Genomic DNA, 26,789 nt, shown 5'->3' with positions numbered 1-26,789 from the left:
TCACATCGCAGTAAAATACTATAGAAATGAACCAGACTTTGTTTTCAAAGCCGCAAAAATAATTGGGTGGGTGGGATCAATTACCTGCATAATTCTTGCTCTATATTTAGGCCCTATGATTTTCATTGGTGCGGGTGGTTTTGCATTAATGAGCTTTTACTTGATCGATATAAAAAAAGAAATCCATCATCAAATAGTCCCTTACAACTCAATACTTTACATTAATAAAATCCAAAATAATGATCAACTTTACATCATTATAAAAGAGCAGGTATTTAAGACCAATAAAAATGAAAGTGTTGTATATGAATACATATCTGAAATTGAACTTTATCTAAATGGTAGACCTATGGAAGAAATTATTGATTTTATCAATGAACGGGTCGGCTATGAGGTTGAGTACTTTGAATCAGAAACTGAAGAAGACAGTCCAAATCTATATCAAAAAGCGAGAGAATTAGGCACCCCGCTTAACCGTGTCACCATAAATAAAGAAACCCTAGAAATGACACACGATGTATTTACTGAAGAAGTGTGATAACCATTGTGAATAAAGAGACTATGAAGCCAAACTTTTTAAGCTATCAACTCACTGATGAATTTATAGAAACAGTGAAAACAAACCCTACAGTTGACGCAATTGATGAATTACTCGATTCACAATTTAACGAAGTAGCATCCTCAAATAACAACCTCAATTGGGATGCTCCATACTATGGTCCTTTCAGATACTTGCGAGAAATGGCTGGAATATTTGGTTTTTTATTTATGTATGGAATAGGTGGTTTTTTAAAAGAAGATTGGGGTAATGTTATCCCATCATTGGACGGAATGTATTTCATATCTCTTATCCCTGCCCTTATGGCAGGATATGTTGCTTGGTCAACATTTGCCGAATTCCTTTACTTCTATCGGTTTAACGATAACTTTATTGCAGTAAAAAGTTATAAAAACGAACCAGATTTTTCTTTCAAAATTGCGAGAATAGTTGGGTGGTTAGGGTCAATTACTTGTATTATTCTTGCGCTATTTTTCGGGCCTGTTATTTTTATTGGTGCGGGTGGTTTTGCATTAATGAGCTTTTACTTGATCGATATAAAAAGAGAAATCCATCTTCAAATAGTCCCTTATAACTCAATACTTTACATTAATAAAATCCAAAATAATGATCAACTTTACATCATTATAAAAGAGCAGGTATTTAAGACCAATAAAAATGAAAGTGTTGTATATGAATATATATCTGAAATTCAGCTCTATTTAAACGGTAGGCCTATGGAAGAAATCATTGACTTTATCAATGAACGAGTTGGCTATGAGGTTGAGTACTTAGAATCCGAAAGTGAAGAAGATAGTCCAAATCTATATCAAAAAGCGAGAGAATTAGGCACCCCGCTTAACCGTGTCACTATAAATAAAGACACCCTAGAAATGACATACGATGTATTTACTGAAGAAGTGTGATTCACTCTTGATCCTCCCGTAACGCCCATATACCAATCATCATTCTGTTAAATTATATCTATGAGCGTCAAAAAACCGACTAAAACATTGTTCATTTTGTGGTATTTCAGTAAAATTACGTCACGACAGCGGTGGCCATATAATTCCAATGAAATTCAGTACCTCAAGTAAAGAATCAGTAGATCAGACGCACGCGCAGTTACCTTCGCAGGATCAGCCTATTCTGATGCAGGCAGACTGCCCTGACCAGCTGATGCAGAATAACACACAGTTTATTCGAGCGATGCGCAATGCTAACCCTGAGGTATGGGATTGGAATATTGATACAGATGAAGTTTACTTTTCACCACAATGGAAGGCGATGCTGGGCTATCAAGAAGAAGAGCTTGAAAACCATCTGAGTACATTGGAATCGCTAACATCGTCTGATGAGTGGGCTGCACTAGTAAAAAAAGCCGAACAATACATTACAAATCGGTCTGGTTGTTTTGAAGTTGAACTTCGCTTACGTCACAAACAGGGACACTATGTATGGGTGCGTGGCAGCGCTTTCACTTTATCTAATTCAGCACAAAGTCCACCTAGCCACCTTATGGGTTTTCTTGTCGATATCACGGCTCAGAAAAAAGCTGAGAGTCTAAATAACTGGACGGCTAAAATTCTTGAGATGATAGCAAAAGGGGCAAGTGCTGCGCGGGTTTACACAGAAATAGCCTTAATGTACGAAAGCCGCCATCAGGGTTTACGCTGCTCTATGCTAGAACTTGATGGTGATACATTATTGCATGGTGGCGCACCTAGTCTACCCAAAGCCTATTGCGATGCTGTTCACGGCCTTAAGAATGGTCCGAATATCGGCTCTTGCGGTACCTCAACTTATACAGGGCTGCGTGTACTCGTTGAGGATATTGATACAGATCCTAAATGGGCTGACATCAAGCATGTTGCGCTCCCCTTTGGTATGCGAAGTTGTTGGTCTGAACCGATTAAAAGCTCAACGGGTAAAGTGCTGGGCGCATTTGGTATGTACTATAACCATCCGGCTTTGCCAACTAAAGAAGAGTCTGACGACCTAACGTCAGCCGCCATGCTGGCAGGTATTCTGATGGAGCGCGATCACAATCAAAAGCGTATCCAAGAACTTGCTTTCAAAGATCCGCTTACTGGTTTTGCTAGCCGAGCCAGCTTGTATATCGATCTCGAAGCATTTATTTCGCAATCAGCTACAAATAATCATCGCTTTAGCCTGCTATATCTTGATCTTGATAACTTCAAGGACATTAACGATAGTCTTGGTCATGATATTGGCGATCTTCACCTTCAGACCATTGCTACGCAGCTTGAATCGGTATGTCTACCTACCCACTTTATTGCCCGTCTAGGAGGCGATGAATTCTGTATTGTCGCCAAAGAAGCGAGTGACACCGCATTGGCTTCAGAAATAGCTGCCCGCTATCTTAATGCCGTCTCAACACCTTGCTATTTATCAGGACGTAAACATACCCAAACAAGCAGCATTGGTATCGCATTTTATCCGCAAGATGGCAGTGATTTACAAAGCTTACTCAAGGCCGCAGATACTGCGCTTTACACTGCTAAAGATCACGGCAAAAACCAATATGCCTTTTACAGCAAGCTACTAACAAAAGAAGCTGAATACCGCCTAAAAGTGGAACAGCACCTTCGAGAAGCCATTGAGAACCAAAGCCTCTCGCTTGCGTATCAACCACAGATCGATTTACACACTGGAACCTGTGTTGGGGTAGAAGCCCTATCGCGCTGGCAGCATCCAGAGCTAGGTCATGTCTCGCCAAGCGATTTTATTTCAACAGCTGAACGTATAGGTATGATTCAGCCTTTAACTGAATTAGTGCTAAAAACTGCGTGTACCCAAGCGGTGAATTGGCAGCAACAAGGGCTTGGCTCAAGACGCGTTGCGATAAATATTTCACCTAATCACTTTTTAGATCCTGACTTTATTCCTTTAATTAAACGAGTCATTACAGAGACAGGAATTGATGCGTCAAATTTAGAGTTGGAAGTTATCGAAACCGTCGCGCAAACCGAGCATAAAAATCTACCCGTCTTTGCAGAACTCAAAAAGCTTGGGGTTCTGTTGGCCATAGACGATTTTGGCACAGGCTATTCATCATTCGCTTCACTCAAACATCTTAAACTTGATTGCATTAAAATCGATAAATACTTCATGGATGACCTACTAACTGATAAGAAAACACAGCTATTAGTAGGATCTATGATTGAAATGGCACACAACCTTGGCTGCTGTGTGATCGCCGAAGGGATAGAAACCCCAGGTCAAGTTGAGATATTAAGAGAATTAGGGTGTGACTTAGTACAAGGCTATCTATTCTGTAAACCTACGCGCCCAGATGGTATTGCGGCATTATTGAGAAATGAATGCGAACATGATCTGATATAAATAGGCCTAATGCCTTCAAAAGGTGAATAGCGATTATTACACACCGCTATCGACCGACGAACAACAGCTTCTACAAACGTGATGTAAAAAGCTCATTCAAGACAATATTCTATTAGGCAGTGACTAGCTGCCTATTTTTTAAAGTCACATCAAAAAACATCACGGTTCAGGATGTTACGCATCCCACATGACATGGCACTCAGCCTCTTGCGCCTCTTTCAACATTTCTATGAGCGGTATAGCCCGAATAGCTAAGCTGATTGGTGGTGGATGGTCTATATCATCATCGAGAGCACTATGGGATTTATCATCAGAGTCTTGGTCCATTTTTTGCTGTAACTCTTTTTGCTTTAACTGCGCTAAGCTTTGCTCCAAATGTACCAAAGCGGCAGAAATATCTTTTGCTTCAATCACACCAGGCACATTTTCACACTGCCCCATCAGGTGCAGTAATTTCTGAGCAACATCGCCAAACATGGTGATATCACCACTCATTTTACTATGAAATGTAATTAACATAGGATTACCCCATTTCAAGTTCTTTTGTTTTATCACGCTTTGCAAAAAAATAACCCGCTAACGCGCCTGCTAATGCACCAAATAAGTGACTTTCAAAGCTAATCCACTGATGTACAGGCAAGAATCCCCACACCATAGAGCCGTAAAAAAACATGACCACGACCCCTATGACTATCGATTTTATACTGCGAAACATCAATGCATACATCAGTAAGTACGCCCACAGACCATACACAATACCGCTTAACCCTATATGGTAGCTTGTGCGGCCAAACAACCATACACCTATGCTGCTAATTGCCCAACTAATAACAAATACCGCAATTAATCGAGCACTACCCGAACGACCAACAAGATAGGCCAATACCGCAAATGACAGTAGGTTACTGATCAGGTGAGACCAAGACCCATGCAGAAACGGGTACGCCACCAGCCCAGTAATATGCGTGATATGCCGTGGCAAAAGCCCATAATCATTTAAGGCACCACCTAGCAAGATATTCACAATATGAACAACAATACACAATGCGAATACAAAGCCGATAAGCTTAATGGCATCTTTATCTTTATGACTCAAACAAGCTTCCCCTACCGCTAATCATATAAAGGCGTTTATCTTTCTTGTTTGATGTAAAAAAAGTGACAAGAAAAATAAACTGTTCTTATCACTATAGCGCTTAGTGCTTTTACCAGAAAGACTGACGTTCTTGATAATCGTAATTTTTGGAGGGGTCACTATCTAACGATTGACGTTGACGCTTACCGGCAATAGAGAAGTTTTTCCCCAGCAATAAACGTATTTGGCTAAGCGTTTCACGTGCTAACAGCATACGTTCACTGCTTAACCAGCTTCGGTTGGTAGAATGCTTAATTGCCGCAATGGCATCGGGAGAGGCCTGAGATATTTGTTGGCAAAATGCTTGTGCTGCTGCAAAAGGATCGTCATGCACTGCGGTGATCAATCCTAATTCTTTCGCAGCCTTTCCCGACACTATGTCGCCAGTCATGGTTAATTGCATTGCAATATCACGACCAACGATCTCACGTAAGCTCAAGAGTCCCCCCATATCAGGCACCAATCCCCAACGTACTTCCATAATAGACAGCTCTGTGGTTTCCGTTGCAAAACGTAGATCCGCTCCAAGCGCAATTTGCAAGCCTCCGCCATAACAACGCCCTTCCAATACAGCCACCACTGGGACTGGGATCGCCCGCCAATTACGTGATACACGTTGCGCTAAGTTGGCATTACCTGGTAGCCATTTCGCAAGTAGCTTGAGTGCTTTCGCTTTAGACGTCGCAACACTCTTAATGTCTAAGCCGCTACTAAAATTACCGTTAGCACCCTTCACTATTACGGCTCGAATATCTCGTCGCTTAATCAAAGCACGGCTCACCGCATCAAGTTCTTGGAACATCTCCATGTCTAGTGCATTAAGCTTATCAGGACGATTTAAGGTAACAGTAACAATGCTATCCTTTTCTTCGACAGCTAACTTATTCCATGTCATTTCTCTCTCCTTATCTGGTCTGTCCAGATTAGAGACTAGCACCAATTCCTAATACTGGATACGCTCAAATAAGCAACACATATTGCAATGAACGCAATAATTTATTGATTTAATGCAAAATAGGAATAGCTGAAACACTGGTATCACGTTTACGATGAATATTTGCACAGTCAAACACGCCCCATTGGAAAACGTTTGCTTAATGCAACCAATTGAGTACACTCAATCCAGACTTCTAATGCAACGAATGTAATCATCATGCTCAAAACATGTTTACGGCCATTAGGGATTTTAGCGACGGTTCTTAGCCTCGTCGCATGTCAGGGAGACAACAAACTCGATTTAGCCTCACTTAACGTGGCTAATGTGAATAAATTTAACGCATCTTCCCGTGGTTATGTTGTTACAGAACATAATGATTTACTGGCTGTGCCTGAACTTTTTCAAGAGTACCAGCGCTTAAGTACATCACTTACCCAGCAGCATTGGTTAAAAAACAGAGCGTTTATTGACCAAGCTAATAGGTTGAAAATCCTGTTCCAAGCCAGCGAGTTAGATGAAGCGCAAATTTTTATTGATGCGCTTGATCAAGCCATTTCTCAATACTCATCTAACATTGCTAAAGTTAATGCCATCGCAAGAAAAAAACAGCGTGAAATCGATCTTGATTCTATGGCTTATCAAGAAAAAACCAGCAAGCTAGAACACACCTTATCAATTCTGAAAACCCCAGTACGTGAATACCAAACAAAACTAGACCTTATTTCGACTGCGATTACTGAAGAGTCTCGCCATTTCGCTAAATTAAAGCACGATTTTCAGTCTTCATTTCGCGAATTAGACAGTGACGATCATCCAATGGCTTACGACATACGCTTTAGCTATATTCAGCAGCCGCATGCTATGTGTGGGCGTTTTGATGAGATGCGTGAACTGCTCACGACCATCAATGAAGGTTGTGCTTATATCAATAAAGAAGAATTGCTTGATGAGATCCCTGTGATTTATCACCCGCAAGCAGAAGAGCTTATCAATTATTATGCACCCCTATTATGGCTATCAATGACAAAACTGAGTGGGTTCTTTGACACAAATTACAACACACAATTCTTCCCCAATAACCTTCGTCGCTTGTACGCCAGTAATAAAATTGCGCTAAGTGAAAAACGTATCTTAATGCAAGAGAATACTCAGGAGATGTTAGAAGACTATGAGTACCGCCTCGCACAATTAAAAAAACAACGCAGTCAAAGTATACCCTACACACTCCTTGACGAGCATAATGTGGTTGATACTAGTAGCGACGCTTTCATACATTACTTCGAACAATACTCGACTAAATATGACTACTCGTTATACCAGCCTATCCAACAGTTTCAGCGGCTGATCAACGATCAAGCAGCTATCAAAACCTTTACATCTGCATACGCTCAAAAAATAATCCGCAATTACCCAGAGACGTTAACATTTCAAGTAACAGGACGTGGTTATTACAGCATCCCTTCTAGGGACAAAGCTATCGGTATTATTTTCGATTTCACTCATAGTGATCAGCACATGATCTTGTGCAACCGTAATCTTAAAGGTTTACCAGCAATCGTGACTAAAAGTACTCCAGCACTGAATCGTATTAAGGGCGTATCATTAGTCGAAGAATTAGATAAGCGTCTACAGGGTTATATCCTTAGTTAATAGCGAGGAACGAACCAGTCTCGCGATTAAGACAACAGCCAAGGAATGGCTAAACAATACTTTCTTTAAGATCAACCTTATAGGTTCTTACAGGAAAGTTTCATGGAACAAAAAGTCTTAATCGCAGACACTCAGGCTATCTTGGATGCTTTTTTAGATAACGGCTTACACCGCGATCATACTATCTACTGCCAATTTCCTCACTGCACAAAGAACAATGACGAGCAGCGCTTATTCGAAGCGCAGTACATTGAGTTTAACGATGGCTACAGCTGCAGCAAGAATTGGAAAATGCGTTAACGCCTCTTTCTTTGAGCTATTGCTATACTCATAACGTATCCACATGACATCCCCTGTCTTTGTTTCAATGCGAGGTGCCGATAGTGAATAACCTTTCTACTACCGTGTTAACTTGCGCGTTACTGGGTAGCCTTATTGGCTGTAGTGCCGACGTATCAACCGATTACGATAAGCAAACTAACTACGCGCAATTCAAAACCTATCAATTCGCCGCAAAGCCGGATGATGATTCCACATCACTCGATGCCGCTCGCGTGGAAAATGCAATTACTCGCGAATTGCAAACTCATGGCTTAACGTTAAGCAGCGACAAACCAGCCGATGTCACCATACGTCATGCCATTCAAAGTCAGTCTGATTATCAATCTAGTGGTACATCTTTCGGTTTTGGTTACGGCTTTAACAACGTAGGGATCGGGGTAAGCACGCCAACTCAGTATAGAGAATACAAATACGGTAAGTTGATTGTTGAGATGGTTGCGAACAATAGCAAACAAGTCGTTTGGCGGTCAGTCTCACAGCGTAAGCTCAAAGAAACTATGTCACCCGATAATAGAGAAAACTTCATCAATGAACAGATTGGCGAGATGTTTAAAAACTATCCCCCACAATAAGATCGTCATCACAGCTCACGCCTGACACAAACAAAAAGCCCAACATCATCGTGTTGGGCTTGGGTATATCGCATGGCATTTTTCGGTACTCATGCCATGGTGAATCTTTCTACGCGTTACGACGCTTTTCTACATCGGATGCAAGTTGACGAAGCACAGTTTCAGTATCTTCCCAACCAATACAAGCATCGGTAATACTTTGGCCGTACGTGCCTTTTTCGCCTTCAGCTAGGTCTTGACGACCTTCAACTAGGTGACTTTCAATCATCACACCGAAAATAGCTTTATTACCAAGCGCAACCTGACTACCGACATCTTCAGATACCACAAGCTGACGCTTAAATTGTTTCAGACTGTTTGCATGGCTGAAATCAATCATGACTTTCTGGCGATGACCCGCTTTCTCTAGTTGCTCGGTCACAGCGTTAACATCAGCTTCGCTGTAATTCGGCGCTTTACCACCACGAAGAATGATATGGCAGTCTTCATTACCTGCCGTTGAAACGATTGCAGAATGACCATACTTAGTTACTGATAAAAAGTGGTGTGGCGCGCTGGCAGAACCAATTGCGTCTGTCGCAATTTTGATATTACCATCGGTACCATTTTTAAAGCCGACTGGACATGAAAGGCCAGATGACAGTTCGCGGTGAACTTGCGATTCGGTAGTACGTGCACCAATTGCTCCCCAACTGATCAAATCGCCCATATACTGCGGCGTGATCATATCTAAGAACTCACCCGCCGTTGGCATGCCCATGTCAGTAAGATCCAGCAGTAGCTTACGACCAATGCGCAAACCATCATTCAGCTTAAAGCTGCCATCCATATATGGGTCGTTAATCAGGCCTTTCCAACCCACAGTCGTACGTGGTTTTTCGAAGTAAACACGCATTACGATTTCAAGGTTACCCTTTAATTCGTCACGGAGTGTTTTTAGTTTTTTCGCATATTCAAGAGCCGCTTCGGTATCGTGAATTGAGCACGGACCAACAACAACCAATAAACGGTCATCATTATCATTGAGAATATTATGGATGGCTTGACGGGCTTCAAATACCGTTTCTGATGCCGTTTCGGTAGCCGGAAACTTTTCTAAGACGGCAACTGGTGGTAATAGTTCTTTTACTTCGCGGATGCGAACATCATCTGTTTTATGCATTATTTTGACTTCCCGTGTTACATATTTCAACAAGTGCTCACTTGCTGCTTTTTTCATCCAGTCGTTTTAACTTATCGCCTTCATCCCCATAGTGCAATTGCTTATTGAAAGATAATTACAGTTTATTTCCAACAAAAGAGAGGTTAGACCATTACATAGTTGCCATGTATTTTATCAATTAGTCACAAGTTGCCGTTATATTGTCCAAATGTGTTGTCTGCCTTTGAAATGTCATCATCAAAGCAATAACATAGCTTAAACAAATTCTAAAAAATTAAGGACATCGGTTGGCTAACGAGGCATTAATTGCTTTCGAGCAAGTAGAAAAATGGTACGGAGATTTCCATGCTCTCAAATCGATAGATTTAACCATTAATCAAGGTGAGCGCTTAGTTATCTGTGGGCCATCAGGCTCTGGAAAATCAACCTTAATCAGGTGTATTAATGGCCTTGAGAAGTACGATTCCGGTGAACTTATCGTTGCGGGTAAAAAGCTCGATTCCAAGCATTTACAAACTATTCGCGGTAAAGTTGGTATGGTTTTCCAACATTTCAACCTCTTTCCTCATCTCACTGTTCTTGAGAATCTAACTCTAGCCCCTAAACGGGTTTTAAAACTTTCTACCCGTGATGCCAATGCACTCGCCAGAGAATATTTAGAACGTGTTCATATAGGTCATCAAGCTGATAAATACCCCGCACAACTTTCTGGTGGGCAGCAGCAACGCGTTGCGATTGCGCGCTCACTTTGTATGAAGCCTGATATTTTGCTTTTCGATGAACCAACCTCAGCGTTAGACCCTGAAATGATCCGCGAAGTGCTGGACGTTATGAAAGAGCTCGCCAATGAAGGGATCACCATGGTGTGTGTGACACATGAAATGGGGTTTGCTCGCCAGGTCGCAGATCGCGTTGTATTTATGGACGAAGGTGAAATTGTTGAAGTCGCGCCACCAGCACAACTGTTTGATGCTCCTCAGCATGCTCGTACCCAACAATTTCTTGAACAAATTCTGAGTTATTAACGCGCCAATGAAGACTTATACCGCGGCAACTGTGCGTATTCTTAAACCTGTTGTATCAGGCGTATTGCAGATCGCTGTCATTGGGTTTGCCATCTATTGGCTACTGCAAAGCGGGGCTGATGCGATGAACTACCGCTGGCAATGGTACCGAATTCCGCAATATTTATGGTTTGTCGAAGACGGTGAATGGTTCCCTGCTGAGCTACTTGAAGGCTTGCTTGTCACCCTCAAAATTTCTGCCGTTAGCCTTATTTTCACCTTAATAATTGGCTTAGTCACAGCGTTGCTGAGACTGTCTGATTCGATTGTTGGTCGCGGTATTGCACGTACCTATATCGAACTGATCCGAAATACCCCACTGCTTGTCCAAATTTACTTACTCTACTTTGTATTCGGGCCAGTACTAGGTTTAGAGCGATTTACAACGGCTGTATTAGCCCTATCACTCTTTCAAGGGGCCTATACCGCTGAAATATTCCGAGCAGGACTAACAAGCCTGTCTCGAGGCCAGTTTGAAGCAAGCCAAAGCCTTGGGTTATCAAACACTGACAGCTATCGTTTCGTTATTTTACCTCAGGTTATTCGTCGAATTTTGCCCCCACTCACAAATGAAACGGTTTCATTAATAAAAAATTCTTCTATTGTCAGCGTTATGGCTATTTTTGATTTAACCACAGAAGGGCGAAATATTGTGGCAGATACTGCAATGCCCTTTGAAGTCTGGTTTACCGTCGCGGCTATTTACCTGTGTATCACCTTAGTGTTATCTGGTTTTGCAGCATGGTTAGGGCATAGGCTCAACGCGCCTAGCCAATAGTCGGTTTACGCATAGAGGGCTTAATTAAAGACCCCAATTCAACACCCGCTAAAAATATTACAAGCGGCATATTATGAAAGTTATTTACTTACGGAGAAAGGAAGCATGAAACGATTATTTGCTACTTTATTAGCAATGTGTGCGCTCATAATGAGTACACAAACATTCGCTGCAGATAAAAGCACCTTGGTCGAGATAAAGGAACGCGGCACACTTCGTGTTGGGTTATCAACCTTCGTCCCTTGGGCGATGCGTGATAAACAAGGCGAGTTGATCGGCTTTGAAGTGGATGTTGCTCGCCGCTTAGCGAAAGATGCTGGACTAAAAGTCGAATTTATTCCTACAGCATGGGATGGCATCATCCCTGCTCTGCTTGCAGGTAAATTTGATGTCATCATCGGTGGCTTATCAATTACACCGCAACGTAATATGAGCGTGCTGTTTACCGCACCATATGCCCATTCTGGGGTACAACTTGCTGCAAACAAAACAAAAACGGAAGGTAAATCGGCTATTGCAGATTTCAACAAGCGCAGCGTAACGTTAGCGGTTCGTCGTGGTGCGTTCACAGTGCAAACCGCGAAAAAATACTTCCCCAAAGCCAAGCTTCGCCAATTTGATGATGACGCACAAGCATTCCAAGAAGTCTTAAACGGTAATGCCCATGCCGTACTCGCCTCTTCACCAAAGCCAGAGCAAATGGCGATTCAATACAATGAGAAGCTTTATATCCCATTAACTGATCGTTTGGATCGTGGATCAGAAGCGTTTGCGATTCGTCATGGTGAATTCGATCTGCTGAACTTCTTTAATAACTGGATCCTACTGCGTACCGAAGACGGCTGGCTAAAAGAGCGTCACGATTACTGGTTCACCACGCTAGATTGGCAAAACGCAGTTGCTAAAGGACAATAACGTTGGCAATGATGCAATCTAATCACATACCGGCACCTCGCGTGCCTGTATGGCAAAAACTCAATAAACTCGATATTACGCTGCTAACGCTGTTAGCGGCTTTCTTTGCGTGGATCGCTTACCGCTCCTCAATTGGCATTCATTACCAATGGAATTGGCCACGTGCGTTTGAACTCATTTTCACATCAGGTAAAAGCGGTGAACTGCCCTACTTCTTCCAAGGGTTCATCGCTACATTACGTTTGAGTCTTTGGGGTATTTTGTTTGCCGGTATTCTTGGTTTACTACTCGGTCTAGCCAGACGTTCCTCATTTACGTTATTACGATTACCGGCTCAAGCCTATATTCAACTAGTTAGGAATATTCCGCCGTTAGTTTTTGTATTCATCTTTTACTTTTTCATCTCTAGCCAGCTTGTCCCTGCTATTGGCCTTGCCGACGTACTACGCCATCACGATGGTGATATTAATGCCTTTCAAGCCTTTCTGTTTGGCCCTGCCGCCTTATGGGAAAATGTCTTTTCTGGGGTATTGTGCGTGGGTTTAATTTCAGCCGCTTACATTGCTGAGATTGTGCGTTCTGGGATTGATAATATTGCCAAAGGACAATGGGAAGCCGCGAACTCACTCGGATTAACGGGCTGGGATCGCTTCCGTTATGTCATTTTCCCACAGGCACTAACAGGCATAGTGCCGCCACTTGCGGGACAGTTTATTTCGCTGGTTAAAGACTCGTCGATCATTTCATTAATTTCGATTCAAGAGCTCACTTTTGTGGGTAGTGAAATAGCCAATTCATCTGGGCTTATCTTTGAAATTTGGCTACTCGTTGGCGCAGGGTATCTCATTTTATGTCTTGGCTTATCTCTCATGTTTGCTCACCTAGAAACACGCAGTCAACGCCACCTCCAACGATAAGAAAGCCATAATAGTCGGCTCTAATTTCCTTCTAGCAGCGTAAGCTCAAATATCTTACGCTGCTTACCCACTCTATTTCCCCCCTTCATCTCCTATCCTATCCTATCCTTGCCTTGCCTTGCCTTGCCTTGCCTTGCCTTGCCTTGCCTTTGATAACTTTAATCTATCAATACAATAAATTAATACGAATATCTTTATTAACGCGTCCCTTCTATTCTAAAACCATAGATTTTCAATGGAACAAAGCAATGAGCAAAAGTGCGTTAATCGTAGAAGGTGGGGCTATGCGAGGTATCTTCGCCAGTGGTGTGTTAGACGCCTTCATGAAAGAAGATTTTTTACCCTACGATTTTGCTATCGGTGTATCTGCTGGAGCTTCAAACCTTGTTGGCTACTTATCTCACGCACCGCTGCGCAGCTTTAATGTCATTACCACCATGGCTACGGACAAAGCTTTCTTTAGCCCTGCTCGTTTTGCCAAGGGTGGCAACCTAGTGGATGTGAAATGGCTTTGGGAGGAATCGAACAACCGATACCCTCTTGATAACGAAAAACTTTTCTCAACTATCCCCCTATATGCAGCCGTTACCAATATTGACACAGGCAATGCCGATTATTATCAGGTAAAGCCAAATACACTGTCGAAAATCATCGAAGCAACAACAGCACTGCCTATAGCCTACCGTGAAACGCCTTGCTTTTCAGGTGGCTGTTATACCGATGGCGGTGTCGCTGATTCTATTCCAGTGAAAGAAGCATACCGACAAGGTGCTCGAGATATTACGGTGATCTTGTCACACCCACTGAGCTATGAAATGAAGCCAGCAAAATACCCTTGGTTACTGAAAAAGTTGCTATCTCGCTACCCTAATATTGCTGAATCCATGGCGGTGAGAGCAAGTAACTATAATCAATCTCTGAACTTCATTCGCAATCCACCCAGTGATGCGCAAATCCGTGTTATCGCACCACCTGAAGATTTTGCCATCAAGCGACTCACGATGGATAAAGCATTGCTTAACACAGGGTATCAGATGGGTAAAAAAGCAGGCGAAGAACACCTTGCGATTCAAAGAGGCCGCTATGGCTTACATGATGAAAACTGCCATTTCTGTTTCTAACGAACGTAGTTCATACACTGAAAAATCACGAGTCATTTTTCATAAGAAATAACAATTACATTCATTAGCAAAACGTACAGTCGTTAGCATCATAAGCAATACGATATAACGCCAAAGTCCCCTACAAATAGAAGGAATTAGTCATGAGTAAAAAATTAACAACAGCGGCGGGTTGCCCTGTCGCCCATAACCAAAACGTGCAAACAGCAGGGAAAAGAGGCCCACAGCTGTTACAAGATGTGTGGTTTTTAGAAAAACTCGCACACTTTGATCGTGAAGTGATCCCTGAGCGTCGCATGCACGCAAAAGGCTCAGGTGCCTACGGGACATTCACGGTAACGCATGACATTACTCAGTATACTAAAGCCAAGATTTTCTCTGAAATTGGGAAGAAAACCGATCTTTTCGCTCGCTTTACCACAGTAGCTGGTGAACGTGGTGCCGCTGATGCTGAGCGCGATATACGTGGATTTGCCCTCAAGTTTTACACTGAGGAAGGTAACTGGGATCTTGTGGGTAATAACACGCCAGTGTTCTTTTTGCGTGATCCACTGAAATTTCCAGATCTTAACCACGCTGTTAAACGCGATCCACGTACCAATATGCGTAGCGCCAAAAACAATTGGGATTTCTGGACATCGCTACCTGAAGCGTTACACCAAATCACCATTGTGATGAGTGACCGTGGTATTCCAGCCACTTACCGCCATATGCACGGTTTTGGTAGCCATACCTTTAGCTTCATCAATAGTGACAATGAACGTTTCTGGGTTAAATTCCACTTTAAGTCTCAGCAAGGTATTAAAAACTTATCTGACGCTGAAGCCGAAAAAATCATTGGTCAAGACCGCGAAAGCCACCACCGTGACTTACTTGAGAGCATCGATAATCAAGATTTTCCTAAATGGACATTACACGTTCAGATCATGCCAGAAGATGATGCTTCTAAGGTGCCATATAACCCATTCGATCTAACTAAAATATGGCCGCATAAAGACTACCCATTAATTGAAGTCGGTGAGCTTGAGCTAAACAGAAACCCTGAAAACTTCTTCGCTGAAGTGGAACAATCTGCGTTCAACCCTGCCAGTGTGGTTCCTGGTATCAGCTTCTCACCCGACAAAATGCTACAAGGGCGTTTATTCTCCTACGGCGATGCGCAACGTTACCGTTTAGGTGTTAACCACCACAGCATCCCAGTGAACGCACCACGCTGCCCTGTTCATAGCTATCACCGTGATGGTGCAATGCGTGTCGATGGTAACCATGGTGGTACATTAGGTTATGAGCCAAACGATCAAGGTGAATGGGCTGAACAACCCGACTTTTCTGAGCCGCCGCTAAGTTTAGACGGCTCAGCTGCCCACTGGGATCACCGCGAAGATGATGATTACTTTAGCCAACCGGGTGATTTGTTCCGCTTAATGACGCCAGAGAAACAAGCGATTCTGTTCGATAACACAGCGCGTAATCTACAAGGTGTACCCGAAGAGATTCAAATCCGTCACCTTATCCACTGCTTTAAGGCCGACCCGGCTTATGGTGATGGCATTGCTAAATTACTGGGGATTGAGGCAAGTAAATACCAAGGTAAGTAGTAAAACACGTCCTTCGCGTTAGTCACCATAACGCCTTGGTAAAATAAAATATTGGCAGCTAGATTTGGCTGCCAATGCTTCCCAAGATTCACTAAATCACCGTTATTCGATCCCCATTTCTACTCTTGCCTCTCGAGAGGCATCATTCCGATACCACATAAACACCCAGCACAATACGCATAGGAATGAGACTGCGCGCCCATAATTAGAATTGTCGTATAAAGATCATACTGCGCTGTCATACAAATTTAGTTAGCCATCACAATTTTCGTCACGCAAATTATCTATATTGCACCAGAATTAGACCTAAAATGAAAACCAAACCAGATTGGTGCTAAAAATGAATAAAACACTTCTTGCCCTAGCCTTAGGTGGCTTACTTAGCTTTTCCTCTACGACTGTTATTGCATCGCAACAAGAGAGTATTCAATCAGATGTTGAGTACAGCCAGTTCACCTCTAAACGCCAAGTTGTTGATCAACTATTAAGTGACGCTGTCACTGCATTTAAGTCACCAGCACGTATTTCACATGCAGGCTTTACCGCCAAAATGCCCAGTAATATGGAAGTGGTTACCAACCGCTTACTTGAGGCCTATCAACTTGAACCTTACCGCACAGATTTATTGATCTCTGCCGCGAATGCTCAGATTTATAACAAGAACGCGGATCGTGCTATTGCCCTATTTGAACAAGTGTTAGATGTGGCACCGCAAGATGTCGATGCGCACAGTTATCTTGCAGTATGGCAACACTTCAATGGCAATGAAGCTGAATCGCAAAAACACATGCAAACCCTAATATCATTAAACGAAGGCCGCGCTGCTGATATCCAACGTATTTTTGATACTGTAAACCGCATCGTTGCTACACCGCTTAAAGAAACCTTAGGTAAAGAACATAAAGGCAATACGGCCATTATCACGCTAGGTTATGCGCTTAACCCAGATGGCAGCATGCATGAAATTTTGATCCAGCGCTTAGAGAAAACATTAGAATTTGCGAAGAAACAACCTAACTCAATGATTGTACTGACAGGTGGCGTACCGAAAAACCACAAAACTGAAGGCAAGTTAATGGCAGATTGGTTGGTTGATCACGGTATTGCGCGCGACCGTATTATTGAAGACAACTATGCTCGCAGCACAGTTGAAAATGCCCTTTACAGTAGCTACGCGCTGGCGCGTCATAACATAGACCACGCCACTATCATCAGCTCAGCAAGCCATGTTCGTCGTGGGCAGACATTGTTTGAAATTGCGAGTTGGCAAACTGGTCCACAGGACATTACGTTCGATACGGTATCCGCCGCTGATAAACCGCTGGATGATTTAAAAGTGCCAAGCCAAGGTGAGTTGTTAGGCATTTACCGCGACGCATTACGCACCTATGGCATGTGGAGTTACCGCTCGTACCCATTAGAGCAACGATAAATAGTGTTGGTTAGCGCCCCTCGCTAATCCGCTGCTAAATTGACAATCAGCTCGACAAGCAGGTCGACGATAAATCATAAAAAAGCCTCGCATCAATCTATTGATGCGAGGCTTTATAATGACATGCTACTACACAATGTTAACTCATCATAAACGATGTGCTGTTAGTAGTTTTTGCTTAATGCTGAATCAAACTTATCCGCCCACTCTGGCCATAACTTACCAAGGTCCATGTACTGCTCTAGCGTGTCAGCCACACGATCAATGCCTTGTTCGCGCATTGCATCAAAATCAGGGGTTTGCGTCGCTTCTAAACCTGCCCACGACAAAATCGCATCACAGGCTTCTTGCTGCTCAAAAATGCCGTGAAGGTAAGTACCAAAGACTTGCTTATCTACACCAAATTGCCCATCAGGACCATCCGTTAACTGGACAGGCGCATCGTCAGCAACCCCAGAAGTAACACCTGCATGAATTTCATAACCTCGGACTGGCACCGTTGGCTGAGCTGGCATGGTTAACGTACCTGTTGTTTGCTTCAACTGCTTATTTTTAGCCAATATAGTCTGTGTGGCTAAGTACCCCAGTCCATTACTCTCGCCTGCTGGCCCTTCAATACCCTCAGGATCGGCAATCTGTTCACCCAGCATCTGGTAACCACCACAGATTCCCATAACTTTACCGCCTAAGCGTAAGTGACGTTCAATGTTTTTATCCCAGCCTTGCTCACGCAAAAACGCCAGATCGCTACGCACACTTTTAGTGCCAGGAATAATAATTAAATCAGCAGCAGGGAATGGCTGGCCTTTACCGACAAACTGTAAATTCACTTGCGGGTGCATACGAAGCGGATCAAAGTCAGTATGGTTACTCACGCGGGTTAACACAGGCACAACCACATTGAGCTGCTGATCAGCAGCTTCGACTTGTTGGCTGTTAATCGCATCTTCTGCTTCAAGCATTAAACCATGAAGGTAAGGTAATACACCCAATACAGGCTTACCCGTTTTATCTTCAAGCCAGTCTAAACCCGACTCTAATAGCTTCACATCGCCACGAAAACGGTTGATCACAAAACCTTTTACTCGCGCTTGCTCTGATTCAGAAAGCAGGGCTAACGTGCCATATAGATGGGCGAACACACCGCCACGATCAATATCGGCAATGATAATCACAGGAATATCCGCTTCTTCGGCAAATCCCATGTTCGCGATATCATTTTCACGCAGATTAATTTCAGCAGGGCTGCCAGCCCCTTCAATCACAATGGTCTCATGCTCTTTTTGTAAAATAGCAAAAGACTCCATCACCGAGCTCATCACCACTTTTTTATAACCGTGGTAACTCACCGCATCCATATCTGTAATGGCTTTACCTTGGACAATAATTTGCGCACCAATATCGGTGTTTGGCTTTAGCAGTACAGGGTTCATATGAACTGTTGGCTCAATACGGCATGCTTGCGCTTGTACGGCTTGCGCTCGACCAATCTCACCACCATCTTTGGTTACTGCACTGTTTAACGCCATATTCTGCGATTTAAATGGCGCAACATTGATCCCTTTTCGCGCCAATACACGGCATAGACCAGCGGCTAAGACACTCTTACCTGCATCTGACGTAGTGCCTTGTACCATTACCGCTTTAATTGTGGGTTGCATTGTTTATCCTTGTTTTGTGCCTGATCTATCGCTCAGCACAGGTGCTACTGCTATGCGTAGCAGTTAATCATTTCAGCCTCTAAATAGAGACGTACATTCATTTAATGCGTTTACTCACGATGGAGCAAACTGTTGGCTGACAGGCCAATGCAATTGCGGCCAATCTTCATTGTTTTCATCATGAAAAATCGTAATTCGATAACGCGCAGCATAAGGTAATTGCAAGCGTTGTAAATACCGAGCGGTTTGTGGCATTTCTAAAATATGGCGAAGTAGTTGGCGCATAACCCCAGCATGGGTTACCAACAAAATCTTTTTACCTTTATGTTCACTCAATAAACGCTGCCATGCCTGAATAACCCTAAGATCGAACTCAGGCAAGGTTTCCCCCTGATGAGGCGTATGCTGCCAAGGATCTCGCCAGAACATATCCAATTCTTGCTGGTAGGTTTGCCACAGTGTTTTATGCGGCTGACCATCCCAAACCCCGAAATTCAGCTCTTTCCACTGTTCATCAAGGCCTAATGGCGCAGACATTAACGATGAAAGCCCACGGGCAAAATCACTGCAACGTTGCAATGGAGAGCTAACAATTTGGTCAACACTTGCTATATCCGCAATGGCTTGATGCATCTGCTCCAAGCCCGTTGGCGTAATCGCAAAATCAGTATGACCACGCAGACAACCATCCCCTTCAGGCAGGCCATGACGTAATACGTCTACTTGTGTCATCATTGTTTTGGCTTTAGTCGCTGACATTGTTATCTCTTTATCTTATGGCTTAAACTGTGCTGTCTTTGAGCACTTGCGGTAAGCCTGCAATCACAAATACCACTTTACCTGCTACTGCCGCTATTTCTTGATGTAGCCAACCACTTTCATCAACAAATCGTCTGGAAACTTCCCCCATAGGAACAACACCTTGCCCGACTTCATTACTGACCATAATAATACGTCCAGGCGCTTCGGCCAGCGCTGCCATAAAATCAGACTTCCTATCTTGCCAAGAAATGACATTATTTGGATCAAATAAGCAGTTTGTTAACCAAAGCGTTAAGCAATCCACCAGCAAACAATTATCTAGCTGGCTATATTGGCGAATAGCCGCAGCAAGGTCTAACGGCTCTTCAACTGTCATCCACTCAGAGGGCCGTTGCTGTTGATGGCGTGCAATACGTTCAGACATTTCATCATCACCCGCCCCTGCTGTCGCAATATAGATAACCTCTTGACCTGAAGCTAACGATTGGCTTTCTGCATAGCGACTCTTTCCTGAGCGCGCCCCACCCAATACAAGCTCTACCCCATTAAAGGCCTTTACCTTAGTCACTGTTCGCCAACATTATTTATTTCAAGTCGTGTGATTATTGTATTGATTTAACGATGAATGAGAAGCTAGACACGGCTAATGCCGTTAAAAAAAGAGAAAAAAGCCTTATATGAACGAAATCTGAATAGCCATCTCATCATTAATTCAGTTTGACTGTTGTTTAATAGGTACATCAACCAAGGAGAATGAATAATGAAAATTACAAAAAACACCCTACAGAAAACAGTTATCGCTATCAGTGCCGCACTTATCCTTGCACCAACAGCCGCTTTAGCCGATAGTCATGACAAAAATACGACCATCAATTACACCGGCCCTGTCGATACTGTGACAGTTTCAGAACTGCTAAGTGACACAGGTATGTTCACCGAGCGTAAAGCGGTTGTTGAAGGTGTACTTCTTCGTCAAATCAATGCCGACACTTACATCTTCAGTGACGGTACCAAAGAAATCCAAGTTGAGCTTGATGATGACATTCACTTGCCACAAGCCATCAATGCAGAAACCAAGTTACGCTTATACGGTGAATACGAAGGTGGTAATACCCCTGAAATCGAAGTTGACCGTATTCAGGTCATCTAACGAATCACAGAACAACAGTGTCTATTATTGCTAGAAAATACATTCTTTGCTTCAGGAAGACACGCACAAGCAGCTCCGAGTCCCCCTCGATTTTGCCACCTCACAATGAGGTGGCAAAACCTTTTAGCAGTAAAGCACTGACTGTCAGTTTTCTTTACAACATAAGCCATCATTGCTCCCCAATATTTCCTTTGTACTTTAATTACTTGATTTTACTTCTCTATTTTTATGGCACCACACTTGCAGTACAAGCAACAAGGGCAATAAGGGGCTTACGAAATTCGTATTGTGCAGCTACTTCGAAATGGTATAGAGCCCAGATGATATATTGATGCTTCTACAATCAGTCTTAACTATAAGTCAGCAAAGATACTATTGAAGGTTACACTTAAATCAGAATAACGAACCATACAGCGAACAGGAGTTCATTTTTCATGGAGTTACAGCTGTCAACTTCGTAACAAACTGTTTTATCGGGGGATTAATGTTCAAGTTATTATTCATTTTAGTGCTTAATACGCTTCCGATCTTGCTGTTTTTTACAAATTTACTACCGATTGAGTGCAGTTCATCAATGAACAGCCTACTAAATACATTTTCCGTTCAAGATACCACTTGGTTTTGCGAGCAAAACGCACAGCACAGCATCCAAAAACCATCATTTGATAATCCATTTAAAGAGACTCCATAGTATTATCCGCTACATTTTAGCCTCTCACGCACCAATCAAACACTCCGTTTAAGTATGTTCTGATGAGCATGTGACTTTATTTGTCTATGATAAATAAAGGGTGCCATCAACCAAGACCCACTCAAGCAGTCTAACTTCACTCTCGTATCATCAATGCAAGGACGCGTATTGTGAATATTCTCGTTAGCAATCTAGGCTTTGCCTTTTCAGGTATTGGGTTTATTTTCCTTTCCCTTTTATTACTTACAACCAAAAAACAGAGCCTACAGAAGAAATTACTCTTTCTGATCTGCTTATGTGGCGTACTATGGAGCCTGACCTCCTATAGTCAATTTACAGCTCAGTGGGGAATTGCCCCCGTACTGCTAACTGAATCATGCTTAAATATTGCTTTTTTCCTACTGTTAACGTCGAGCCTTTCTAATCATCAAACACTTCGACACGTTATCACCTCATCGCTTCATAAAGGGCTATTAATAGCACTTATTATCATGGCCTCTTTGGCCGCCATTCGAATATTTTCACCCATTTTGAACCTAAAATTATTCTTACTATTTCACCTTACTCAAGCCATCATCGGCTTATGGGCAACAGAGCAGCTGTATCGACGTACCCACCGTAGCGAAACATGGGCCATAAAACCTCTTTGCTTAGGCTTAGGTGTTTTCTTTGCTTTTCACTTTGCACTCTACTCCGACGCCTTATTAACCAGTTCTATAGAACGCGGTTTTTGGGTAGGCCGAGGGTGGGTAGCGCTGCTCACTATTCCACTCATATTATTAACGGCCAGGCGGGTTTCAAGCTGGGCCAGCCGTATGTATGTATCGCGTGAAGTGATTTATCACAGTACTTTATTATTGGCTGCTGGTGGTTACCTATTAGTCATGGCAATTGTGGGTTATTACCTTAAATTACAAGGGCAAGTATGGGGTTCTCTTGCTCAAAGTTTATTTTTTGCCTTAAGCGGTATTGTGTTTGCTAGCCTGTTCTTATCTGAATCATTTCGTAATAACGTTAAGGTATTTATTACTAAACACTTCTTTGCCAATAAATATGAATACCGCGTTGAATGGATGAAAGTCGCTGAGTTACTCGATGCACAAGAAAATGCCCCCTACGACAGTGCACTTCAAGCAATGGTTCGTCCATTCGGGTGTGAACAAGCATTATTAGCCATACAAGAAAATAATAAGTTTAAAATTAAAGCCGATTACCAAACCACCCAGTATCACCATGAGGCACAACAATTGCTCCATTTATTAGCCAACCATGCTGTTGAGCACCAATGGATCATTGATATTACCCAACTAAAAAATGGCGGAGAGAAAACCCCTTTCGAAATTAACACCCAGTTAGTACCTAGCGACCATCCGTTTTGTTATGTCGTTCCCCTTACATGCTCGACTGGCGTTAAGGGTGTTTACCTCTTATCTAAACCTAGCTCCACTGATCAATTAAATTGGGAAGACCGCGATCTGATGCGTGCAATCAGTATGCAGCTCTCGGTTTACCTCAACGTTTACCACACTAACCAAAAACTGGCAGAGAGCCGTCAGTTTGATACTTTCAATCGCATGTCGGCATTCTTAGTACATGATTTAAAAAATGTTGTCGCCCAACTTCAACTCATCAATAAAAATGCCATTAAGCATAAGCACAACCCTGAATTTATTGATGATGCTTTTGAAACAGTTGAATCTGCGGTTGGCCGCTTGAATAAAGTGCTTCACCAACTCAATAATAAGCGCCTAGATAAGCAGCAAACTCAATCACTTAACATCATCAGCATATTGCAAGCGGTATGTGAACATCGTGCCGTATCCTCGCCTAAGCCAGAGCTACAAATAAAACCTATCACTGATCGTTCAATCTCTAATTACCATCTGTCTGCTGATGCCGATCGCTTAAGTAACATCCTTGGCCATCTGATTCAAAATGCACAAGATGCACAAGATGCAACACAGCAAGACGGAAAAGTCTGCGTGAGCCTCGAATTATTACAAGATTATTTTGTCATTACCATTGAGGATAATGGTACAGGGATGTCGCAAGATTTTATTGAATCTCGGCTATTTAAACCCTTCGATACCACTAAAGGTAACGCGGGAATGGGAATTGGCGCATACGACGCCAAACAATTCATTGAAGACCTTGGTGGGTATATCGATGTTGAATCTACCGTAGGTAAAGGCACGCGTTTTCTGGTTCATTTTCCAGTAATAAAACAAAATCAAACCGTCATTGAAAAATAACTCACTATACTTTTAGTACCATCACATTTTAACATCGCCACTGATTTTCAGGGAGTGCTGAATGGAATCATTACTTGTCATTGAAGACGATCTCGGTATTCAAAAGCAATTAAAATGGTGTTTCACTGATTATAATGTTGTTACCGCAGGGGATAAGAAAAGTGCTATTGCCGCACTTCGTCGCCATGAACCCAAGGTAATCACACTCGATTTAGGACTACCACCTGATGAAACTAACGCCTCTGAAGGCTTAACGACCTTACAAGAAATCCTCTCTTTGTGCCCCCACGCTAAAGTTATCGTTATTACCGGAAACGATGACAAAGCCAATGCTTTAAAAGCCATTGAATTAGGCGCACATGACTTTTACCAAAAGCCGATTGATGATGAAATCCTGAATATCATTGTACAACGTGCTTTTATCATCGCCCAGCTTGAAGCTGAAAATGCAGCACTGAAAAGTACCTCACTTGACGCCAATGGTTTCATTGGGACTAGCCCTCAAATTCAGCAAGTTTGTCGAATGGTCGAACGCATTGCACCAACAGAAATTACAACATTACTGCTAGGTGAAAGTGGTACAGGTAAAGAGGTGATCGCTCAAGCTTTACACCAAAAAGGATCAAGAAATGATAAGCCTTTCATTGCCATAAACTGTGCATCCATTCCTGAAACGCTATTAGAAAGTGAACTTTTTGGCTTTGAAAAAGGGGCGTTTACAGGCGCGCATAAAACCACAAAAGGTAAAATTGAGTGTGCAAATGGTGGAACATTATTTTTAGATGAAATTGGTGATATGCCCTACCCGCTACAAGCTAAAATTCTGCGATTCTTACAAGAGAAAGTGATTGAGCGTGTGGGAGGACGGCAAGAAATCCCCGTCGATGTAAAAATTGTCTGTGCAACTCATCAGAACCTACAAGGTATGGTGTCTGACAAAACGTTTCGTGAAGATTTATTCTACCGTATCAGTGAAATTACCATAAATATTCCCCCGCTACGTGAGCGAGGTGAAGATGTATTGTTACTCGCAAGGTACTTTTTACATATAGCTAATCAGCACACTCAACGTACTATTTCAGGCTATACCGATGAAGCCATCGACGCGTTAATAACCCACCATTGGCCAGGTAATATTCGTGAACTACAAAATAAGGTCAAATCCGCTGTTATTATGGCAGATGGAAAAATGATCACAGCCGACGATCTTGCCCTCTTTACATTAAATGAAGAAAAGGTTGCCCTTAATCTTCGTCAAATAAGAGAAGAGGCCGAACGGGCAGCGGTTCATCGCGCACTGTCTATGAGTAACGGTAATATGTCCAATACCGCCAGTATGCTGGGTATCACTCGCCCAACCTTATATTCATTAATGGATAAATACACCATTCAAAAATGAAATCGATTGCTTTAACTTGAAGAACCACTTTTTGTAGTCTTTACTTACAGTAACTATTTGCGTTGTTAATAACAAAAAATATCAATTGCACCTATTGTAATTTTGGGATCGACAATTAACTCAAACCGCTCAGCGGACGTTCGGGGGATGTTATGGATAATGAGCATCAAGCTAGTAATAATACCGATGCTAACCACAAAGATTCAGCGGCAACTTTACATACCATATCTTCTGAAGAAGAGTGTTCACGCTTTTCACGTCGACGGTTTCTCCGTACATCTGCGGCTGTGTCCCCCGTACTCCTATCGCTAAAAAGCCCTACGGCTTGGGCCAATGGAATGGGCGGACAAAACTGCAGTATCATGATGTCTGGTAATGCGTCTAACCCGCAGAACTGCGTTACAGAACCACTCGCCCCTCGCGAATGGGAAGATATTTTAAGCTCTCGCCGAGATTCACCACAATACCCACTACGTCAATCCTTAAAAAGCGGTGGGATTAATGGTAACTCGCCATTCAATGGCAAATTTTTACGACCATTAAATCAATGGCGATACTCACCAACAAAAGGTTGGATGTTCAAAGTTTCTTTCCGTAAATGTAGCAATCCAAAGTTTAAGCAAACATTAAGAAACGCAGCAAATGCCAAATATAAGATCGCCCTGTCGTTCAAATCAACCTCAAGAGAGAAAGGCAAACAAAAGGATGACTTTACTATCATTCTTGAGCCACCTCGCTTTCATAATACCGTTGTGACAGCCTATCTTAATAGCTACTTTGCCCCGAGCTTAATCAGCTATAGTTATTACCCTGAACAAGTAGAAACATCAGTTATTCAAACCATAATGACAAGTGCTAACCTGATTATGGATGAGTTAAATAAAGGTAATAAACCAAAGAAAAATCTCGCCAGCATATACCACCCTTTTACTCAGTTAGTACGTGATTTAAAACGCTGGACGTAATACTCAGTAAAGCAGTAGCAAGGAATGCTATGACAGAAGCTAGGCAGCCAATACATAACGTTTGTTTTCACCCCATGTTTACCAGCCATGATTGCACTTTTAATGATGGTATTAATGGGGTGATTTTTAGCCCAGCCACATCAGAAACATTGCTGTGTGAATGCTCGGTGCTTGATTACATTCACACAATCGAGTCTTATTTTTGTCATCATACAATCTTACCTGCCGCCAACTTAGCACTAAACGATGAGCAAAGCATTATCATTGAAAAGCTGCTTAACATGCGGATTTTAATCACCTCTGACCATGTCGACACTCTCACTTTCGACAATAAACATGAAAACAACCTAACCCACTTCTCAGTTTTTGACGAGGAGTAACC

Annotated in this window: 24 protein-coding genes and 1 pseudogene; 18 read left to right on the top strand and 7 right to left on the bottom strand. The window is 42.6% G+C overall.

The features are described 5' to 3' along the window. From L4C35_RS13490 to L4C35_RS13480, 3 genes and pseudogenes are all read left to right on the top strand, one after another. Nucleotides 1-538: pseudogene (locus L4C35_RS13490) on the top strand (hypothetical protein); the annotation flags it as partial. A 23-nt stretch (nt 539-561) separates the two neighbouring features. Then, entirely contained in the window at nt 562-1,464 is a 903-nt protein-coding gene (locus tag L4C35_RS13485; protein ID WP_428463359.1) for a hypothetical protein, read from the top strand. A gap of 148 nt (nt 1,465-1,612) precedes the next feature. Beyond that, complete coding sequence (locus L4C35_RS13480) at nt 1,613-3,904, top strand: bifunctional diguanylate cyclase/phosphodiesterase (protein ID WP_428463358.1); 2,292 nt, start codon at nt 1,613-1,615, stop codon at nt 3,902-3,904. 174 nt (nt 3,905-4,078) lie between these two features. Here L4C35_RS13480 and L4C35_RS13475 read toward each other — a convergent pair whose 3' ends face one another. From L4C35_RS13475 to L4C35_RS13465, 3 genes are all read right to left on the bottom strand, one after another. Then, nucleotides 4,079-4,423 (bottom strand): DUF1840 domain-containing protein, encoded by a 345-nt coding sequence (locus L4C35_RS13475; RefSeq protein WP_428463357.1) that lies wholly within the window; start codon nt 4,421-4,423, stop codon nt 4,079-4,081. Nucleotides 4,424-4,427: 4 nt separating this feature from the next. After that, entirely contained in the window at nt 4,428-5,000 is a 573-nt protein-coding gene (locus tag L4C35_RS13470) for a rhomboid family intramembrane serine protease (protein WP_428463356.1), read from the bottom strand. A gap of 109 nt (nt 5,001-5,109) precedes the next feature. Further along, nucleotides 5,110-5,934, bottom strand: coding sequence for a crotonase/enoyl-CoA hydratase family protein (locus L4C35_RS13465; RefSeq protein WP_428463355.1), 825 nt, complete (start codon nt 5,932-5,934; stop codon nt 5,110-5,112). 258 nt (nt 5,935-6,192) lie between these two features. Here L4C35_RS13465 and L4C35_RS13460 point away from each other — a divergent pair, with 258 nt between their 5' ends. From L4C35_RS13460 to L4C35_RS13450, 3 genes are all read left to right on the top strand, one after another. Then, the gene (locus L4C35_RS13460; protein WP_428463354.1) at nt 6,193-7,626 is read left to right on the top strand and encodes a hypothetical protein; all 1,434 of its coding nucleotides are present in this window, start codon (nt 6,193-6,195) and stop codon (nt 7,624-7,626) included. 102 nt (nt 7,627-7,728) lie between these two features. Continuing rightward, entirely contained in the window at nt 7,729-7,926 is a 198-nt protein-coding gene (locus L4C35_RS13455; RefSeq protein WP_048900290.1) for a hypothetical protein, read from the top strand. A gap of 83 nt (nt 7,927-8,009) precedes the next feature. After that, entirely contained in the window at nt 8,010-8,540 is a 531-nt protein-coding gene (locus tag L4C35_RS13450) for a DUF4136 domain-containing protein (protein ID WP_428463353.1), read from the top strand. Between the two features lie 109 nt (nt 8,541-8,649). Here L4C35_RS13450 and aroG read toward each other — a convergent pair whose 3' ends face one another. Further along, a complete protein-coding gene (gene aroG / locus L4C35_RS13445) occupies nt 8,650-9,702 on the bottom strand; it encodes a 3-deoxy-7-phosphoheptulonate synthase AroG (RefSeq protein WP_428463352.1) in 1,053 nt (350 codons plus the stop codon). A 287-nt stretch (nt 9,703-9,989) separates the two neighbouring features. Here aroG and L4C35_RS13440 point away from each other — a divergent pair, with 287 nt between their 5' ends. The 7 genes from L4C35_RS13440 (at nt 9,990) to L4C35_RS13410 (ending at nt 17,527) form a co-directional block, all read left to right on the top strand. Continuing rightward, nucleotides 9,990-10,727 carry an amino acid ABC transporter ATP-binding protein gene (locus L4C35_RS13440; protein ID WP_428463351.1) on the top strand — a complete coding sequence of 246 codons (738 nt, stop codon included), beginning with the start codon at nt 9,990-9,992 and terminating at the stop codon, nt 10,725-10,727. A gap of 7 nt (nt 10,728-10,734) precedes the next feature. Continuing rightward, a complete protein-coding gene (locus L4C35_RS13435; RefSeq protein ID WP_428463350.1) occupies nt 10,735-11,544 on the top strand; it encodes an amino acid ABC transporter permease in 810 nt (269 codons plus the stop codon). A gap of 105 nt (nt 11,545-11,649) precedes the next feature. Then, nucleotides 11,650-12,459 carry a transporter substrate-binding domain-containing protein gene (locus tag L4C35_RS13430; protein ID WP_428463349.1) on the top strand — a complete coding sequence of 270 codons (810 nt, stop codon included), beginning with the start codon at nt 11,650-11,652 and terminating at the stop codon, nt 12,457-12,459. An 8-nt stretch (nt 12,460-12,467) separates the two neighbouring features. Then, on the top strand, nt 12,468-13,376 hold the full coding sequence (locus tag L4C35_RS13425) for an amino acid ABC transporter permease (protein ID WP_428463348.1): 909 nt from the start codon (nt 12,468-12,470) through the stop codon (nt 13,374-13,376). A gap of 248 nt (nt 13,377-13,624) precedes the next feature. Further along, nucleotides 13,625-14,497, top strand: a complete 873-nt coding sequence (locus tag L4C35_RS13420; protein WP_428463347.1) for a patatin-like phospholipase family protein — start codon at nt 13,625-13,627, stop codon at nt 14,495-14,497. Between the two features lie 143 nt (nt 14,498-14,640). Further along, on the top strand, nt 14,641-16,095 hold the full coding sequence (katE2, locus tag L4C35_RS13415) for a catalase KatE2 (protein ID WP_428463346.1): 1,455 nt from the start codon (nt 14,641-14,643) through the stop codon (nt 16,093-16,095). Nucleotides 16,096-16,435: 340 nt separating this feature from the next. After that, entirely contained in the window at nt 16,436-17,527 is a 1,092-nt protein-coding gene (locus L4C35_RS13410) for an ElyC/SanA/YdcF family protein (protein ID WP_428463345.1), read from the top strand. Between the two features lie 164 nt (nt 17,528-17,691). Here the strand turns inward: L4C35_RS13410 and L4C35_RS13405 are convergent, their stop codons facing one another. The 3 genes from L4C35_RS13405 to cobU all read right to left on the bottom strand — a co-directional run bounded on the left by L4C35_RS13405 (nt 17,692) and on the right by cobU (nt 20,518). After that, complete coding sequence (locus L4C35_RS13405; RefSeq protein ID WP_428463344.1) at nt 17,692-19,188, bottom strand: cobyric acid synthase; 1,497 nt, start codon at nt 19,186-19,188, stop codon at nt 17,692-17,694. Between the two features lie 114 nt (nt 19,189-19,302). Continuing rightward, a complete protein-coding gene (locus L4C35_RS13400; protein WP_428463343.1) occupies nt 19,303-19,947 on the bottom strand; it encodes a histidine phosphatase family protein in 645 nt (214 codons plus the stop codon). 22 nt (nt 19,948-19,969) lie between these two features. Then, nucleotides 19,970-20,518 carry a bifunctional adenosylcobinamide kinase/adenosylcobinamide-phosphate guanylyltransferase gene (gene cobU, locus L4C35_RS13395; RefSeq protein ID WP_428463342.1) on the bottom strand — a complete coding sequence of 183 codons (549 nt, stop codon included), beginning with the start codon at nt 20,516-20,518 and terminating at the stop codon, nt 19,970-19,972. Between the two features lie 192 nt (nt 20,519-20,710). On the opposite strand from cobU, the gene L4C35_RS13390 reads away from it, so the two are divergent. From L4C35_RS13390 to L4C35_RS13370, 5 genes are all read left to right on the top strand, one after another. Continuing rightward, nucleotides 20,711-21,100 (top strand): YgiW/YdeI family stress tolerance OB fold protein, encoded by a 390-nt coding sequence (locus L4C35_RS13390; protein WP_428463341.1) that lies wholly within the window; start codon nt 20,711-20,713, stop codon nt 21,098-21,100. An 861-nt stretch (nt 21,101-21,961) separates the two neighbouring features. Beyond that, the gene (gene prsK, locus L4C35_RS13385; protein WP_428463340.1) at nt 21,962-24,043 is read left to right on the top strand and encodes an XrtA/PEP-CTERM system histidine kinase PrsK; all 2,082 of its coding nucleotides are present in this window, start codon (nt 21,962-21,964) and stop codon (nt 24,041-24,043) included. Nucleotides 24,044-24,104: 61 nt separating this feature from the next. Continuing rightward, complete coding sequence (gene prsR, locus L4C35_RS13380) at nt 24,105-25,442, top strand: PEP-CTERM-box response regulator transcription factor (protein WP_428463339.1); 1,338 nt, start codon at nt 24,105-24,107, stop codon at nt 25,440-25,442. A gap of 152 nt (nt 25,443-25,594) precedes the next feature. Continuing rightward, nucleotides 25,595-26,407, top strand: a complete 813-nt coding sequence (locus tag L4C35_RS13375) for a hypothetical protein (RefSeq protein ID WP_428463338.1) — start codon at nt 25,595-25,597, stop codon at nt 26,405-26,407. A 29-nt stretch (nt 26,408-26,436) separates the two neighbouring features. Beyond that, the gene (locus L4C35_RS13370) at nt 26,437-26,787 is read left to right on the top strand and encodes a hypothetical protein (protein ID WP_428463337.1); all 351 of its coding nucleotides are present in this window, start codon (nt 26,437-26,439) and stop codon (nt 26,785-26,787) included. Nucleotides 26,788-26,789 lie beyond the last annotated feature (2 nt).

It is taken from the genome of Photobacterium kagoshimensis, from assembly GCF_050337045.1.
Taxonomy (GTDB): Bacteria; Pseudomonadota; Gammaproteobacteria; order Enterobacterales; family Vibrionaceae; genus Photobacterium; species Photobacterium kagoshimensis.
The sequence above is the reverse complement of the archived record's forward strand: the minus strand, read 5'-3'. Positions and strand labels throughout refer to the sequence as shown.

What these genes read in the sequence shown, in the direction of transcription:
- L4C35_RS13370 (WP_428463337.1), top strand. Translation starts at nt 26,437, where the DNA reads ATGACAGAAGCTAGGCAGCCAATACATAACGTTTGTTTTCACCCCATG.
- L4C35_RS13435 (WP_428463350.1), top strand. Translation starts at nt 10,735, where the DNA reads ATGAAGACTTATACCGCGGCAACTGTGCGTATTCTTAAACCTGTTGTA.
- katE2 (WP_428463346.1), top strand. Translation starts at nt 14,641, where the DNA reads ATGAGTAAAAAATTAACAACAGCGGCGGGTTGCCCTGTCGCCCATAAC.
- L4C35_RS13420 (WP_428463347.1), top strand. Translation starts at nt 13,625, where the DNA reads ATGAGCAAAAGTGCGTTAATCGTAGAAGGTGGGGCTATGCGAGGTATC.
- L4C35_RS13375 (WP_428463338.1), top strand. Translation starts at nt 25,595, where the DNA reads ATGGATAATGAGCATCAAGCTAGTAATAATACCGATGCTAACCACAAA.
- L4C35_RS13460 (WP_428463354.1), top strand. Translation starts at nt 6,193, where the DNA reads ATGCTCAAAACATGTTTACGGCCATTAGGGATTTTAGCGACGGTTCTT.
- L4C35_RS13485 (WP_428463359.1), top strand. Translation starts at nt 562, where the DNA reads ATGAAGCCAAACTTTTTAAGCTATCAACTCACTGATGAATTTATAGAA.
- L4C35_RS13400 (WP_428463343.1), bottom strand. Translation starts at nt 19,947, where the DNA reads ATGTCAGCGACTAAAGCCAAAACAATGATGACACAAGTAGACGTATTA.
- L4C35_RS13425 (WP_428463348.1), top strand. Translation starts at nt 12,468, where the DNA reads ATGATGCAATCTAATCACATACCGGCACCTCGCGTGCCTGTATGGCAA.
- L4C35_RS13430 (WP_428463349.1), top strand. Translation starts at nt 11,650, where the DNA reads ATGAAACGATTATTTGCTACTTTATTAGCAATGTGTGCGCTCATAATG.
- L4C35_RS13410 (WP_428463345.1), top strand. Translation starts at nt 16,436, where the DNA reads ATGAATAAAACACTTCTTGCCCTAGCCTTAGGTGGCTTACTTAGCTTT.
- aroG (WP_428463352.1), bottom strand. Translation starts at nt 9,702, where the DNA reads ATGCATAAAACAGATGATGTTCGCATCCGCGAAGTAAAAGAACTATTA.
- L4C35_RS13405 (WP_428463344.1), bottom strand. Translation starts at nt 19,188, where the DNA reads ATGCAACCCACAATTAAAGCGGTAATGGTACAAGGCACTACGTCAGAT.
- L4C35_RS13390 (WP_428463341.1), top strand. Translation starts at nt 20,711, where the DNA reads ATGAAAATTACAAAAAACACCCTACAGAAAACAGTTATCGCTATCAGT.
- L4C35_RS13455 (WP_048900290.1), top strand. Translation starts at nt 7,729, where the DNA reads ATGGAACAAAAAGTCTTAATCGCAGACACTCAGGCTATCTTGGATGCT.
- prsR (WP_428463339.1), top strand. Translation starts at nt 24,105, where the DNA reads ATGGAATCATTACTTGTCATTGAAGACGATCTCGGTATTCAAAAGCAA.
- L4C35_RS13465 (WP_428463355.1), bottom strand. Translation starts at nt 5,934, where the DNA reads ATGACATGGAATAAGTTAGCTGTCGAAGAAAAGGATAGCATTGTTACT.
- L4C35_RS13480 (WP_428463358.1), top strand. Translation starts at nt 1,613, where the DNA reads ATGAAATTCAGTACCTCAAGTAAAGAATCAGTAGATCAGACGCACGCG.
- L4C35_RS13475 (WP_428463357.1), bottom strand. Translation starts at nt 4,423, where the DNA reads ATGTTAATTACATTTCATAGTAAAATGAGTGGTGATATCACCATGTTT.